Origin of the sequence: Streptomyces jumonjinensis (assembly GCF_009600885.1) — a bacterium.
Lineage (GTDB): Bacteria > Actinomycetota > Actinomycetes > Streptomycetales > Streptomycetaceae > Streptomyces > Streptomyces jumonjinensis.
Genome location: NZ_VCLA01000157.1, coordinates 180026 through 194220 on the forward strand (window position 1 = coordinate 180026; position 14195 = coordinate 194220).

A 14195-nucleotide genomic window follows, 5' to 3' on the forward strand; every position below is an offset into this window, starting at 1 on the left:
TCACGGTCGCCATGGTGGCAGTCCTCCTCCCTTCCGGCCGCGGCGCCGACGCACCGGGTCCACCGTGCCCGCCGCGGTCCAGCGGGCCGCGGGCGGGCACGACGGGCCGGGTCACGCCGGATCGACGTCGCCGGCCGGGGTCCGACCCGGGTGCGGGGCCGGGGTCCGGCCCGGTGCGGCGCGGGACAGATCGCGGCCACGGGTCTCCTTGACGACGGCGACGGTGACGGTGGTGATCACCGCGGCGGCGCACAGATATACGGCGACGGGTGTCGAGGAGCCGTAGTCCTTCAGCAGCTCGATGGCGATGATGGGGGCCAGCGCCCCGGCGACGATGGAGGCGAGCTGGGAGCCCATCGACGCGCCCGAGTAGCGGACCTTGGTGTCGAACATCTCGGAGATGAAGGCGGCCTGCGGGCCGTACATGGCTCCGTGCAGCAGCAGGCCCACGGTCACCGACAGTGTGATCACGGTGAACGACTCCGTGTCCACCAGGGTGAAGAAGGCGAACGCCCATAGGGCCATGCCCACCGATCCGATCAGCGTCACCGGTCTGCGGCCGAGCCGGTCGGAGAGCGCTCCCCACAGCGGGATGGTGACGAAGTGGACGGCGGAGCCGATGAGTACGGCGTTGAGCGCGGTGCTCTTGGGGAGCTCCAGGTGGGTGGTGACGTACACCAGGAGGAAGGAGGTGAGGATGTAGTACGAGACGTTCTCGCCGAACCGGGTGCCGATGGCGGCGAGCACCTCGCGCCAGCTTCTCCGGAACACCTCCACGACCGGCGGCTGCGCCTTGACTCCCCGGGCGGCGTCCGCCTCGGCCTTGGCCTGGGCCGCGAGGAACACCGGTGACTCGGAGACCGAGACGCGGATCCACAGCCCGATCACCACCAGAACGCCGGAGAGCAGGAAGGGGATGCGCCAGCCCCAGGACTGGAACGCCGCTTCCGACTGGACGGCGGCCAGCAGCGCCAGGACGCCGGTGGCCAGCAGGTTGCCGCCGGGAGCGCCGGCCTGCGGCCAGGACGCCCAGAAGCCCCGGTGCTTGTCGCCGCCGTGTTCGGACACGATCAGCACCGCGCCGCCCCATTCGCCGCCGAGCGCGAAGCCCTGGATCAGCCGGAGCACGGTGAGCAGGATCGGGGCGGCGATGCCGATGGAGTCGTAGGTGGGCAGCAGCCCCATGGCGAAGGTCGCGCCGCCCATCATGAGCAGACTGACCACCAGAAGTTTCTTGCGGCCGATCTTGTCGCCGAAGTGTCCGAAGACCACGCCGCCCAGCGGCCGGGCGGCGAATCCGATCGCGTAGGTGACGAAGGCGATGAGCGTGCCCACCAGCGGATCGCTGGTCGGGAAGAACAGGGTGTTGAACACCAGCGCGGCTGCCGAGCCGTAGAGGAAGAAGTCGTACCACTCGACGGTGGTGCCGATCAGGCTCGCGCCGACGATCCGGGCGATGCCGCCGGAGCGGGCAGGGCCGTCTGGCGCGGCGGTCTTGGCGTCGGTCATGAGGTCACCGGTTCCGGGGTGCGGGGAGGGACGGGGGTGTGCGGGGGCCGTCGGGCACCGGGGTCAATTGGCTCCCCAGCCGCCGTCGAGGGGCAGGGAGGCGCCGGTGATGTAGCCGGTGTGCTCTCCGCACAGCCACAGGGCCGCTGCCGCGACCTCCTCGGCCTCCAGCAGACGTTTGAGGGGCGAGCGGGTCAACAGCACCTGGGAGAGCACCTCGTCGGCGCTGATCCCATGGGCGGCGGCCTGGTCGTGGATCTGGTTCTCGACCAGGGGCGTACGGACGTATCCGGGGTTGAGGCAGTTGCTGGTCACACCGTGCTGCGCGCCTTCGATGGCGGTGACCTTGCTCAGGCCCTCCAGGGCGTGCTTGGCGGCGACGTAGGCGCATTTATACGCACTGGCCCGCAGTCCGTGGACGCTGGAGATGTTGATGACCCGGCCCCAGCCGTTCGCGTACATATGCGGCAGCGTGCGGCGCAGCAGCAGGAACGGGGCGGTGACCATCACCTGCTGGATGAGCGCGAAGCGCTCCGGCGGGAACTCGACGAGGGGGGCGATGTGCTGGAGCCCGGCATTGTTGACGACGATGTCGGCGTCGGCGGGCAGTGTGTCGATCGCGGCGGGGTCGGCCAGGTCGGCGATGTACGCCCGGCCGCCGATCTCCTCGGCGACGGCCCTGGCCGACCGGGCGTCCCGGTCGACCACCTGCACGGTGGCGCCGGCCGCCGCCAGGGCGATGGCGCACGCCCGGCCGATGCCGCTTCCGCCGCCGGTCACCAGGGCGGTGCGGGAGCTCAAGTCGACCCCGGCGGGAGCGGGCGGCCCTCCGGGGAGCGGAGGGGGAGAGATGCTCGTCATGGCCGGAAACAGTAGGGTCACCGGCACCGCGTACCTATGTGGGCGAGCACCACAATGAGCGCGGCGGCTGTGTCGGATCCGCCTACTCGTCGCGGTGCCGGGGGCCGAGCGCGGGCGGTCCGGGCGCGGGCGGACCGGCCGAAGTCGCCTCTCGTGCCGCTCGCTCACCGTCCTCGCCGGGCGGGCCGGTCGGTCAGTCGGTCGGTCGCCCGGCGGACCGACCGGTCAGAGGGTGATCGGCGACTCGCAGGTGACCTCGTCGCGGGGGACGTACCGGGTCGTGAAGGTCTCGCGCTTGACCTCCTCGCCGCCGGAGCCGAAGACCCGCTCCACATTGACATTGAAGCCGTCGAGCGGCGTCTGCGTCAGACAGTTCTTCTCCGGGCCCTTACGGCTCCCCGGCTTCTTCACCTCGGTACGGGGGCCCTTGACCGCCTTGACGGAGTCGTACTTCTTGGTGCCGTAGAAGCTGATGGTGACGGAGGAGTCCGTGGAACTGGCCGCGATGTAGATGGAGTTGCCGGAGTCGTTGAGGAATCGCAGATCCAGGCTGCCCCAGGCGACGGTCGCCTCCCGGCCCTCCGGGTAGCGCTCGATGTAGAAGGAGTGGGCCCCGTACTCCACGGGCTTGACCCCGGCGAAGAAGACGGCGTTGAACATGGTGGTGGCGACCGCGGAGACGCCGCCGCCGGCGGCCTTGGTGTACTGGTCGTCCTGGATGATGATGCCGTCCACGAAGCCGTTGGCCTTGGTCCGCTCCCCCACCGTCTGGTTGAAGCTCCACTCCTTGCCGGGCTCGACCAGCGAACCGTTGATCAGCTCCACGGCACGGCCGATGTTCGTGCTGCGGTAGGGGGCGGGATCGAAGTCGACCGTGAAGGTGGACATCTGCTCCTTGAGCCCCAGGGAGTCGAAGGTCTTCCGGCTGAGCTCGGGCTCCACCGTCGTGGTGGGCAGCGTGGCCGCGCGGGCCGCTCCGTCGCGGGTCAGCAGGGGCATGACGGTCCGCTCCAGCCCGGCGGCGGTGACCTTCTGCCCGGGGGTGCCGCCCTCGGCGAGCACCACCCGGCCCCCCTCCATGCCCAGGACGCCCTCCACGGGCTCGTCGGTGATCCCGGCCAGGGAGCGCTCCACCGCCGGATCCTCGCGGAGCGCCTCGCCGTCGAGCCGGGGGGTGAGCCGGTTCGTTTTGTCGGGCTTCATCTCCAGATGCTCGCCGATCGTCACCGGGCTGATCGTGCTGGACCGGTCCGCCACCCTGACGGTGACCGGCGCGGACATCGCGGGCCGGGCGAACTCGTCCATGGCCCGGTTGACCTCGTCCGCGCCGACGCGGGGCTCGCTGCGGCTGACCGGCAGGGTGACCGGACCGGTCCGCCCGTCGAGCACCGCCGAGCGGAGAACGTCGGTCGCGCCTCCGACGTCGAGCGATTCGCCGACGCGTGCCTGCACCGGCACCGCACGGCCCTCGCGGAAGGTGATGGCGCCCTCACGCGCCGTACGGTCGTGCTTCTCGGCCAGCGCCTCCAGCGCCTTACGGATCTTCGCCTCGTCCACGCGGTGGACCGGCTCGGCGTCGCGGTCGCCGGAGGCGAAGAGACGGCCGATCACGGTGAACGGGTCGGATCCGGACCGCGCGGCCTGGGCGACGGTCTCCCGGCTGTCGAGTGTGAAACCCGCCTCACGGGCCGCGACGGTCGCGGTGCGGTCGCCGATGCGCACCTCGACCGGCTCGGGCCACTGGTGAGACAGCTCACGTTCCAGTTTCCGCTCGGCCTCGGCCGGGCCGAGGCCCCCGATGTCCACGCCGTGCACCCGCGTCCCCGAAGGCACCTCACCGTCGGTGAGCAGCAGTCCCGCCAGATAGAGGCCGCCGAAACCGAGGCACACCGCCCCCGCCACGAGCATGGCGGGATGTATTCGGCGTCGGCCGTCCCCGGCGTTACCCGTGGGACCGGAAGAACGAAGCACGGAAATCTCCTTGTCGATGGCCGCCCCGGCATACAGCGGTCTCCCGTCGCGCGTCCGACGGCCCGCCGATCATAGAGAGACCACCCGTCAAAGCCCGGTAAGACGGCATTCGCCCCCTCACGAGAGCCGCGCTCCGGAGAACCACAGGGGGACCGGCGAGGTCCTCTCGCGCCGAGGACAGCTGTACGGCCGGTCGCCTGTCCCATGAATGGTACTGAGGTTCCGGTACCGCTCCGGCCACCGGCCGGTTCTCGGCCACCCGAAGCACCTTCACCCACAGCGCCGATGCCGCCACCGGGCGTCATGACGCCTCCGGGAACAGGGGCGCCGGAACGGAAGGGCCGAACGCCCCTTGACACACCACAGGGCCCGGCCGCGCGGATGCGGCCGGGCCTCCGTGCCAGCGGTCCGCCGCTGCCGGCGATCCGCCTTCTCTCAGTGGTCTCCCGGCGCCGTCACCGGGAGGTGACCAGGCCGTGCGCGGGCACCTGCACGGTGCGCGCGCCCGGCTCGCCGCCGAGCACGACCTTGCGCAGGGCGGTGTTGTTGTCGAGGCTGGTCTCGTGGAGCCGCTTCTGCGGGTTGGCCACGACCTTGATCCAGTAGGTCCCGTTCGGCACATCGGTGATGTCGAAGGACTGACCGGCGAAGGCCGACGGGTAGGTGTCGCCGGAGCCGATTTCGAGCGCCTGGCGCACCGACAGCGCCTCCGGCTCGCCGCTGGCGCACGCGGTGCTCAGATCGGTGCTGGTGGGGTGCCAGTTGGCGTCCTTCACCGTGTAGTCGACGGCCGCGTTGCTGGCGAGGCAGAACGCTTCCTTGTCGCTGCGCACGACCTCCTTCTTGTCGGCCTTCAGCAGCTGGTAGGCCGCGAAGTCCGTGAAGTGCCAGTGCATATGGTCGTCGCGCGGGTCCCACTCCATGGTGCCGCTCGGCGCGTAGCCGATCTGCTCGCCCTTGGCGTCGTAGAAGTACTGGTAGGCGTCCATCAGCCCCTTGCCCGGCTTGCGGAAGCCGTCCACGACCAGCGGCGCGGGGCCCGCGTTCCAGGTGGTGCTGGCGAAAGCCAGATGGTCCCGGCCCGCGGGCTCTCCCTCGCGCGCGGGGTCGATGCCGATGTCCCAGGCGGGCAGGGCGCGGAGGTCGGGCTTCGGCGCGTCCGCCGGGAGGCCCGCCCGGCCCGACGGGCGCTCGGCCGCGGGCTTCATCGGCGGGCTGACCCGGGATCCATCGGTGCGGCCCGGCCCGTCGCCCGAGGTCGCGACGGCCGCGCGGCCGGTCTTCATGAGCGCGTACGGCAGCGCCGGTGGCGGGGTGATCTCGGTGCTGTCGCCCCGGAGCTGCTTCGGGCCCATGCCCTTCGCCGGGCCCTGCTCCGCATGGCCGCCGTGGCCGCCGTGGCCACCGGCGTGATCGGCGTGATCGGCGTTCGCGCCCTTGGCCGCGGAGCGTGCCTCGGCCTCCGGCGGCTCGCCCAGCGTCCGCACCGTGACCTCGACCGTCTGCGGCTCGTTCGCGATGCCGAGGAAATCGCGGTACTTCTTGGTCACGGAGATCTTCGCCGTGTAGACGCCGTCCGGCACGTCCACCGGGGTGGTGTAGTAGTCGAGATAGGTGTTGGAGGCCCAGCCCTGCTCGACGCCCCACACCGAGCCGAGGGTGAAGGGGTGGGGTGAACAGCCCTCGGGGTACCGGGAGGTGCGCGGCGCCCCGGGGTCGGTCCGCCCGGAGGCGTTGTTCGGGCAGAATGCCTCCTTCTTCGACACGACCTTCCGCCCGGACGCGTCGGTGAGGGTGACCCGTGTGAAGTCGGGCAGCCCCATGAAGTCCTTCACCAGGTCCTTCGGCAGATCCTTGGTGCGGACCTCCCCACCCTCGCGGATGATCTGCTGAACGGCGATCGGCTTCCTGTAGTTCGCGCGCTCGGCCCGGAACTCCAAGGGCGTGCCCTTGACGGAGAGATAGGTTCCGAGGTTCAGAAAGACGCCGTCGGGCACTCCCCCCTCCCCCTTGTACCGTTCGAGCGTCACGGACGGGGAGGCCGCGATCAGGCGGATGTCCGTGTCCGGCGCGGCCTGCTCCGCGGCGGGCGCGGCGGCGGTGATCCCTGCGGTGACGGTGAGCGCCGACGCGACGGAGATTCCCCCGACCCAGAGACGCTTTCTGCTGATCCTGCTCATTTTTCCCCTCGTTGACGAATGCCATTGATCTTGGAACCGAAGTCGGCGCGCGGTTGGTCAGCCCCGGCCGGGAACACCCGGCTGCGGGAACCGCGGCTGATCGTGGAGAGCGGCCGGGGTCCCGTGTGGGTTGTCCGCGGCGGTGCGATCCCGCGCGGGATTGACCGGAAATGCATGAAGTGATAGGGATTCAGCCGAGAAATGGATGATCCGCTGGGGCAGATGAGTCAACTGCGTTATCGCGCACGCGAGTTGGCCGGGCCGGTCACGGGGCGCGGCCGGCCGGCGGGGGCCGAAGACGCTCCTCACCGCGGGGGAGGCGTCGTGGAGCGGGTGATCCGCTCCAGACGGTAGTAGTCGGCGACACAGTGAGCGGGCCAGCTCCGGTGCCCCCGGTGGCCGAACGGCTCCGTCATCCCGCCGACCGGCGTCGGCCGGTACGGGAGTACGCGGACGCCCCGGGCCGCCTGAGCGCGCAGCCACCGGTCCTGGTGGTCCCACTCCCCGGCCCGTACCCGTATGGCGTCCCCCAGCTGGGCCAGCGGGAAGGCGAGGGCGACGCAGACGATGCCGCACACGGCCGCACCGGCCGCCCGCACGGCGCCGACGCGCCGCTCCCGCAGGCGCACGGTGTGCCCCAGCAGCGCTCCGAGGCCGACGAGGAGCACGACGTACAGGAAGACGTAGTCGTTCCAGAGCCGGGTGGAGTTCACCACCCCCGAGCCGAAGGCGGGATAGGCGATGACCGTGCAGAGATAGCCCGCGACGAGAAAGACGAGAACACCGGCGCGGACCGGCACGGGCCGCCCCGCCGGGAGCGCCGCGCGTCCGTGGGGCGCGGTGGTTCTGCGGGACGCGGTGGTTCTACGGAACGCGATGGTTCTGCGGGGCGCGGAGGCTCCGTGGGGCGCGGTGGTTCTACGGAACACGGCGGCTCCGTGGGACGCGGCGCCTCCATGGGACGCGGTGGCGAACAGGCCGAGCAGCACCCCCGCCGCGACCGCTCCCAGGTACTGCCATGTCGTCAGGAGGTGAGCCGTGATGCGCGCGAACGCGCCGAGGGAGTCGATCAGCGACTCGGGCGCGAACAGGGACGGGCCCCGTTCGGCGTACCGCTCGCGCCGGTTCCGTGAGCCCGGGGAGGTGACGAGCACAAGGGTGCCGATCACGGTCCCGGCGACGCCTGTCAGGCACCAGGCCCGCGCGTAGGCCCGCCCGGGCGCGGCGATGGCCCGCCGGCTGAGCAGAAGGACGGCTGAGAGCACCACGACCACGACGACCGATGTCTCCTCCGACAGCGTGCCGACGACGGCGCCCGCCGTGAACACGACGGCCAGGGCGACCGTCCGCCCGCTGCGTGACCTGGCCCGCAGCAGGGGAATCGCCGCCGCGCAGGCGAGCACGGGAGCCAGGGTGTGGGAGACCGACGCCGCGGGCCAGTAGAACGTCTTGTAGGTGTTGGGCGAGGCGAGCAGGAAGACCGCCGTCACCATGGACGCCACCAGCAGCGGCACCCCGCGCGGCGCCGTCAGACGGGCCCTGTCCAGCGCCGAGGCGGTCACGGCCCAGAGGACGGCCAGGACGAGCACGCCGCTGACCGGAGCGAACCACTGGTGGCCGGCGACGTCGAATCTCGCGTAGACCCAGACCAGCAGGGCGTTGGCGATCCGGCCGTTGTCCTTGACGTAGAACTTGCCGACCATCCCGGCCAGGCCGTCGTCGCGCACCACGGGCAGAAAGCACCAGTCGTCCCCGCTGGGACGGACCCAGCGTGCCCACCAGCACGCCGCGCCGAGCAGTGTGAGGGGCAGCAGCGCGAGGGACGCCGTCCCGACCGTCGGCCACGGCCGCCCGGATCCGGGACTCCCCTTCCCCGGCGACTTCCCCGGCGACGGCAGCGCGCTCCCGTCCGGCTGCCGCGGGGCGGTCGTCCCCTGCCCGTCAGCGGCCATGCAGGCACCGCCTTTCACTGTCGCCCTCGGCGGAGACGGTGGCGGTGGCGGTGACGTCCGCACCGTGCGGGCGCCCCGGGCGGCCGGGGCGGGCCGGTCCGAGGCGGTGACACGGTGCGGACGCCGGACCGGCCGAGCCGTCCACGGCATCCGCGGGACCGTCCTGCCGCAGGGCCACGGCAACGGTCACGGCCCATCGTCACGCCGTATCCGCCCGCCCGCGAGCCGGGAGGAGCCGAACCGGGTGCCAGAGCCCGTCCGCCGCCCGGCGGGGAGCAGGCGCGTCCCGCGGAGCGGGGTGGGCGGGAACTCTCCACCCACCTTGATCGTTTTCTATTCGACCACGACCGGCAGTTCTTTCCCGGAGGCAACACTCCATGACCACCGACGACCGCGTTCGTCCGGCGACCCCCGATGACATTCCGACCGCTGTGCGAACCCTCGGCCGCGCGTTCAGCGACTACCCCTACACCCGTCATGTGGTGGCCGCCGACGACCACGCGGAGCGGGTGCGCCGTTTCCAGGAGCTGTTCCTGACGCGGGTGGGGATGGTGTACGGCCGGGTCTGGGTCGGCGACGGCGGACTGGCCGTGGCCGCCTGGACCACTCCGGACCAGGACCCCACCCCGGGCCTCACCGAGGTGGCCCCCTCCATCGGCGAGCTGGCCGGCGACCGGGCGGAGGTGTTCGAGGCCACCGAGAAGCTGGTGGAGCCGTACCGCCCGACCGAACCGGTCTGGTATCTCGCCACTGTGGGCGTCGACCCCGACGCCCAGGGCCGCGGCCTCGGCAGCGCCGTTCTCCGCCCCGGCATCGAGGCAGCGGCCCGCGCCGGATACCCGATCTATCTGGAGACCGCCACCGACCGGAATGTGTCGCTCTACGAACGTCTGGGCTTCAAGGTCACCGCAGAGGTGACGGTGCCGGACGGCGGGCCGCACATCTGGTGCATGCGCAAGGACGTGTCCTGATCTGAGCGGCCGGGCGCTCGTCGGCAGTGGTCCGACGGAGCGCTCGGCCCCTCCCTTGAGGTTCCACACGGCCCGCGATCACCCGCCCATGGGTGCGCGGGCGTCCGGCGCCGCCTGACGCGCGGACCCATGCGCCGCGCTCCGGAGGCGGCTCGTGCGGAGTCGTGCGCCCGCGCTCCAAGGCGGCCCCGCGGTGACCGGGCACCCGACCCCTGCGGCGAGCGGCGGCGCGTGCCCGACGGCCTCCTTCTACCTGGTCAGCTCGTCCAGGACCGCCGAGGCGAGCGCCGCGTCGAGCGCGCCGACGCCGGTCAGATCCGCGACGGTGACCGCCCCGGCCGGTCGCTCGACGGGCCCACTGAGAAGAAGACCGGCGGGGACGTCACCCGTGGCGGCGGCAGCGCCCGCCCGGACCGCGTGGCCGAAGTCTCCGTGGTCCAGACACTGGTCGTGGTCATCCGTCGCGATCATTCCCGCGCGGGCGAAGAGCGCGGGCGGCAGTTCGTTCTTGTGCGGCATATCGGCGCCGATCCCCGTCACCTGCGCGCCGTCGCGGACATGGGCGGCCTGAAGAACCGGGGCCGTGGCCGGGGTGGCGGTGATGACCATGTCCGCGCCCGCGGCCTCCTCGGCGGAGGCGGGCCGGGCGGGCCGGCCGCGCGCGGTGAGCTCATCGCAGAACGCCCGGGTCCTGGCCCGGCTGCGCCCATGGACGAGTACGGCGCCGATCGGGCGGAGCCCGGCCAGCCAGTCGATGTGCAGACGGGCCTGTTCCCCGGTGCCGAAGACCCCCAGGGTCGTGGCGTCGGGACGGGCCATCGCATGGGTGATCAGCGCGCCCGCGGCTGCGGTGCGCCAGGCGGTCAGCAGGCCCTGGTCGTCGAGGATCGCGCGGATCCGCCCCGTACGGGCGCTGACGACGCACACCACACCGTGGTTGGACGGCAGGCCGGCCCCGGGGTTGCGGTAGAAACCGGTCACGATCTTGACGGTGAAGTCGGCGGCTCCGGTGATCCGGCCGGCTTTGACATGGCAGTCCCCGTCGGCGTCGGGGAATCGCAGATGCAGCGGCGGCGGCACGGAGGTGCGCCGTTCGGCGTGGGCGATCAGCGCCCCGCGCACGGCGTCGAGAACGAGTCGTGGGGTCGCGGCCCGCTCGATGGCTGCCGTGCCGAAGACGGGCAGGGTCATCGGTGCGCCCTCATCCACCGCGTCAGGGCGGCGAGACCGGCCTCCGGGGCACGGCGGCCGATGCCGATGCGGAACCGGTCGACGGGCGTGGGGGTGAGCTCGGAGCGGTAGATGCTCGCGGGCAGCAGCAGCACTCCGGCTTCCTCGACCAGCCGGGTGCAGAACTCCTCCACTCCCTCCGGGCCGAGATAGCGGGGGTAGGCGACACAGCCGCCGTCCGGCGCCCGCCACTCGAAGGCGTCCGCGAACTCGGCGAAGAACGCGTCGAAGACCGGCAGGTTCTCCGCGATCAGGGCCCGGTTGCGGTCCAGGATCGTCTTCCGCGCCGTGAGCGCGATACGGGCGAGAATCTCGCTGGGGCCCGAGTTGCAGATGGTGGTGTAGTGCTTGGCCCGCTCCAGCCGGGCGAGCACCGCGCGGTCGCGGCAGGTGATCCAGCCGACGCGCAGCCCCGGCAGCCCCAGGGACTTGGAGGTCACATTGAGCGAGAGGGCGCGCTCGGACAGATCCGACGCCTGCGGCAGGGTCCGGGCCGGATCGCGCTCAAGACCCCGGTAGACCTCGTCGCTGAAGAGATGGATGCCGCGCTCGTCGCAGAGCCGTGCCAGCGCGGTGAAGTCGGCGGCGCCGATGACCTTGCCGGTGGGGTTGTTGGGGAAGTTCACCGAGACGACGCGGGTGTTCGGCCGGATCGCCGCCCTCACCCGGTCGAGGTCCAGGGCCCAGTCGCGTTCCGGATCGAGGGCGACGCCGGTGACCTCGCAGAGCGCCAGCGGCACGGTCTCGGCCGACTGGTAGTTCGGGGTCACCACCACCGCGTGGTCGCCCGCGTCCAGCAGGACGTTCATCGCGAGATAGAGGGCCTCCTGGGCGCCGGAGAAGCAGATCACGTCGGCGGCGTCCGCCCGCTCGTACATCTGGGCGATCACTTCGCGCAGGGCCGGATCGCCGTAGGTCTCCGTATAGCCCAGCGACAGATTCCCGAACGCGGCCCGGTCCGCGCCGTCCGCCAGCGCGAGCAGCTCGGAGAGCGTCATGGTCTCGACATCGGACGCGGTCATATGGTGACGCGCGGTGAACTCCCACCGGGAGAAGTACGTTTCCAGCCGGAAGTCGGGCAACCGGGTCATGGTGCTTGGTCCTTTGCGCTTGGTGCTCTGAGCTCGGCCAGCAGGCTGTAGAGGGTGGATCGGGAGATCCGCAGCGCGCCCGCGACGACGGGAGCGGCGCGGCGTACGGCGAAGACCCCGGCCTCGTCGAGCCGGCCGAGGACGGCCAGCCGGTCCTGGCGGGTCAGCCGCTCCACCGGGCGGCCGGACTCGCGTACATACGCGCCGACGGTGTGCTGGATCCGCTCGCTCCAGTCCTGTTCGAACAGCGGTTCAGGGCGGGCCGCGCTCGGAGCGCCGAACGCGGACAGCACGGCCGCGGCCTGCTCCAGCGGGGTGCGGTCGAGGTTGACGCACAGGACCGCGGAAGCCTTTCCGCCCGGGTCGCGCAGGACCGCGCTGACGGACGACAGCCGCCGGCCGTCCGCGAGCAGCTTCTCGTACGGCCCGAACACATCCCGGGCCGAGGGGTCGAGCGCGTCCAGCTCGCCGAGGAGCGAGGGGTCGCCGGGCCCCCGGGAGGTCATCGGGTTCCAGACGGCCAGGATCCGGTCGGTGTCCGGATCGTGCAGCACCACCTCGGCGTAGGGGCCGAGCAGCAGCGCGACGGCCTGGCACACCGGCGCCCACATCCGCACGCGAGGGTCGGCGCCCTCGTCCACTGTCTCCATGCCCGGACTATACGTCCAGCTCGGACAGAATATCCAGGCCCTCTCCCCCGGCAGGGGCCGCGCGGGCCGGCGCGGCAGCCGGACACGGGACGGGAGGCTCACCCCGGGGCGCCGGCCTGCCGTCCCGGCCGCCATTAGGGGGATCCCCTGAGAACTCGCCCTGTCTCCGGGCCGGTTACCCCGAGATGCGGGCAGGGTCGCTCTCCCCAGTGCCGACGATTCCCCGGCCGGCCGTCATCGCCAGGATGAGAAGCGTCCACGAAGATGACTCTCCTCTTGAATCCGGAGCAGCCGATGAGATCCCGCACGCGTGCCGTCCTGTCCACAGCCCTCGTCCTCGGGCTCGCCGCGGGGCCGCTGGCCATTCCCGCCTTCGCCGAGTCCGCCCCGGCGGCCGTCGCCGCCGCCGGGCCCGATGTGAAGGCGCTGCGCGCGGCCCTCGCCGGGCTGCCCGACAAGGACGCGACCGCGGCGCTGGTACGGGTCGGAGGGCACGGCCGGTGGCACGGCACAGCCGGGGTACGCGATATGAGGACCGGCGCTCCCGCTCTGGAGCACGCTCGCTTCCGGGCGGGGTCGACGACGAAGGTCGTCACCGCGGCCGTGGTGCTGCAACTGGCCGCCGAAGGCAGGATCGAGCTGGACGCGCCCGTCGGGACCTATCTCCCGGATCTGCTGACCGCCGACTTCACCAAGCCCGTCACCGTACGGAATCTGCTCAACTTCACCAGCGGCATCCAGTCGGGCAGATCACTCGGCGACACGGTGGAGCAGGAGTATCCGCACCGGTTCGAGACGCTGACGCCCGAGGAGGTCGTCGCCTCGGGCGTCGCCAGGGGGCCGGCGTTCGACCCGGGCGAGCGGCAGCAGTACAACAACATCAACTACACCGTGCTCGGCATGCTGATCGAGAAGGTCACCGGGGACACCTACGAGCACCAGGCCGCCGTGCGTGTCTTCCGGCCGCTCGGCATGGGGCGCACCTCCTTCCCGAAGGGCCCCGATCCGCGTGTCCACGGCCCGCACAACCGGGGCTACCAGTGGATGGACGGCCGGCTGACGGATGTCACGGAGTGGAACATGTCGGATCGCTGGGCGGCCGGCGACATGATCTCCACCACCGCCGACCTCGAACGGTTCCTGGTCGCGCTGTTCCGCGGAAAGGTGGTGCCGGAGCCGCAGCTGAAGGAGATGTTCACGGTTCCGGACATCGCGGGGGCGACCAGGAGCGCGAGCCTGGAGCGGTTCGTCGTGAACGGAAAGGAGGTCTGGGGGAAGACGGGCGCGCGCCCCGGCTATCACACCGTCATCGCCGCGACCCGTGATCTGTCCCGGACCGTCGTCTACTCGGTCAACAGCACCGACGCCAAGGGCGACGGGTTGAAGATCGCCATGCGTTTCGCCTTCCCGGCCTTCAACCGGTGAGCCGTGCCACGGGCCGCGACGGCTTCCGTCCGCGCTGACCGCCGGCCCGCACGGCGGCCGGAGGCGGGACCCGTCCGCGCTGACCGCGGACCCGCACGGCGGCCGGAGGCGAGCCCGGCCACGGTGACCGCCCCGCCCGTGGGGGGGGGGGGGCGGGGCGGGTCCGGCCACGGTGACCGGTGCCGTGCGCCCGGCCGGGGCGGGTCAGGGCCGGGCGGCCCGGACCCGCCGGCGGGGTCACGCCTCCGCACCGCCGGGGATCTCTTCGAACGAGAACCCCGAGGTCGGTGCGGGGTTCATGGAGCCCTCCATGAACCCGTTCATGAACCCCTCCAGCATCTCGTCGAACTCCAGC

10 protein-coding genes are annotated in these 14195 nt (G+C 71.9%); 2 read left to right on the plus strand and 8 right to left on the minus strand.

Annotated features, from left to right (window positions below):
• Positions 1-111: 111 nt before the first annotated feature.
• The 5 genes from FF041_RS22350 to FF041_RS22370 form a co-directional block, all read right to left on the minus strand.
• Entirely contained in the window at positions 112-1509 is a 1398-nt protein-coding gene (locus FF041_RS22350; protein ID WP_153524428.1) for an MFS transporter, read from the minus strand.
• Positions 1510-1572: 63 nt separating this feature from the next.
• The gene (locus FF041_RS22355) at positions 1573-2370 is read right to left on the minus strand and encodes a 3-hydroxybutyrate dehydrogenase (protein ID WP_153524429.1); all 798 of its coding nucleotides are present in this window, start codon (positions 2368-2370) and stop codon (positions 1573-1575) included.
• Between the two features lie 225 nt (positions 2371-2595).
• Positions 2596-4278, minus strand: a complete 1683-nt coding sequence (locus FF041_RS22360) for a VanW family protein (protein ID WP_153524430.1) — start codon at positions 4276-4278, stop codon at positions 2596-2598.
• A 518-nt stretch (positions 4279-4796) separates the two neighbouring features.
• A complete protein-coding gene (locus FF041_RS22365; protein ID WP_153524431.1) occupies positions 4797-6521 on the minus strand; it encodes a lysyl oxidase family protein in 1725 nt (574 codons plus the stop codon).
• Between the two features lie 305 nt (positions 6522-6826).
• Complete coding sequence (locus tag FF041_RS22370) at positions 6827-8473, minus strand: DUF6056 family protein (RefSeq protein ID WP_153524432.1); 1647 nt, start codon at positions 8471-8473, stop codon at positions 6827-6829.
• A 377-nt stretch (positions 8474-8850) separates the two neighbouring features.
• On the opposite strand from FF041_RS22370, the gene FF041_RS22375 reads away from it, so the two are divergent.
• A complete protein-coding gene (locus FF041_RS22375) occupies positions 8851-9444 on the plus strand; it encodes a GNAT family N-acetyltransferase (RefSeq protein ID WP_153524433.1) in 594 nt (197 codons plus the stop codon).
• A 249-nt stretch (positions 9445-9693) separates the two neighbouring features.
• Here FF041_RS22375 and FF041_RS22380 read toward each other — a convergent pair whose 3' ends face one another.
• Genes FF041_RS22380 through FF041_RS22390 form a run of 3 tightly spaced genes read right to left on the minus strand, consistent with a single transcriptional unit; the run spans position 9694 to position 12415 of the window.
• Positions 9694-10635: an ornithine cyclodeaminase family protein gene (locus FF041_RS22380; RefSeq protein ID WP_153524434.1), complete on the minus strand. Its 942-nt coding sequence runs from the start codon at positions 10633-10635 to the stop codon at positions 9694-9696.
• Complete coding sequence (locus FF041_RS22385; RefSeq protein ID WP_153524435.1) at positions 10632-11765, minus strand: aminotransferase class I/II-fold pyridoxal phosphate-dependent enzyme; 1134 nt, start codon at positions 11763-11765, stop codon at positions 10632-10634. The genes FF041_RS22380 and FF041_RS22385 overlap by 4 nt, the downstream gene beginning before the upstream one ends.
• Complete coding sequence (locus tag FF041_RS22390; RefSeq protein WP_153524436.1) at positions 11762-12415, minus strand: helix-turn-helix transcriptional regulator; 654 nt, start codon at positions 12413-12415, stop codon at positions 11762-11764. Before FF041_RS22390 ends, FF041_RS22385 begins: the two co-directional genes overlap by 4 nt.
• Positions 12416-12709: 294 nt before the next feature.
• Here FF041_RS22390 and FF041_RS22395 point away from each other — a divergent pair, with 294 nt between their 5' ends.
• Positions 12710-13840 (plus strand): serine hydrolase domain-containing protein, encoded by a 1131-nt coding sequence (locus FF041_RS22395; RefSeq protein WP_153524437.1) that lies wholly within the window; start codon positions 12710-12712, stop codon positions 13838-13840.
• Positions 13841-14195 lie beyond the last annotated feature (355 nt).

What these genes read in the sequence shown, in the direction of transcription:
- FF041_RS22380 (WP_153524434.1), bottom strand. Translation starts at nt 10,635, where the DNA reads ATGACCCTGCCCGTCTTCGGCACGGCAGCCATCGAGCGGGCCGCGACC.
- FF041_RS22385 (WP_153524435.1), bottom strand. Translation starts at nt 11,765, where the DNA reads ATGACCCGGTTGCCCGACTTCCGGCTGGAAACGTACTTCTCCCGGTGG.
- FF041_RS22365 (WP_153524431.1), bottom strand. Translation starts at nt 6,521, where the DNA reads ATGAGCAGGATCAGCAGAAAGCGTCTCTGGGTCGGGGGAATCTCCGTC.
- FF041_RS22370 (WP_153524432.1), bottom strand. Translation starts at nt 8,473, where the DNA reads ATGGCCGCTGACGGGCAGGGGACGACCGCCCCGCGGCAGCCGGACGGG.
- FF041_RS22360 (WP_153524430.1), bottom strand. Translation starts at nt 4,278, where the DNA reads ATGCTCGTGGCGGGGGCGGTGTGCCTCGGTTTCGGCGGCCTCTATCTG.
- FF041_RS22350 (WP_153524428.1), bottom strand. Translation starts at nt 1,509, where the DNA reads ATGACCGACGCCAAGACCGCCGCGCCAGACGGCCCTGCCCGCTCCGGC.
- FF041_RS22395 (WP_153524437.1), top strand. Translation starts at nt 12,710, where the DNA reads ATGAGATCCCGCACGCGTGCCGTCCTGTCCACAGCCCTCGTCCTCGGG.
- FF041_RS22355 (WP_153524429.1), bottom strand. Translation starts at nt 2,370, where the DNA reads ATGACGAGCATCTCTCCCCCTCCGCTCCCCGGAGGGCCGCCCGCTCCC.
- FF041_RS22375 (WP_153524433.1), top strand. Translation starts at nt 8,851, where the DNA reads ATGACCACCGACGACCGCGTTCGTCCGGCGACCCCCGATGACATTCCG.
- FF041_RS22390 (WP_153524436.1), bottom strand. Translation starts at nt 12,415, where the DNA reads ATGGAGACAGTGGACGAGGGCGCCGACCCTCGCGTGCGGATGTGGGCG.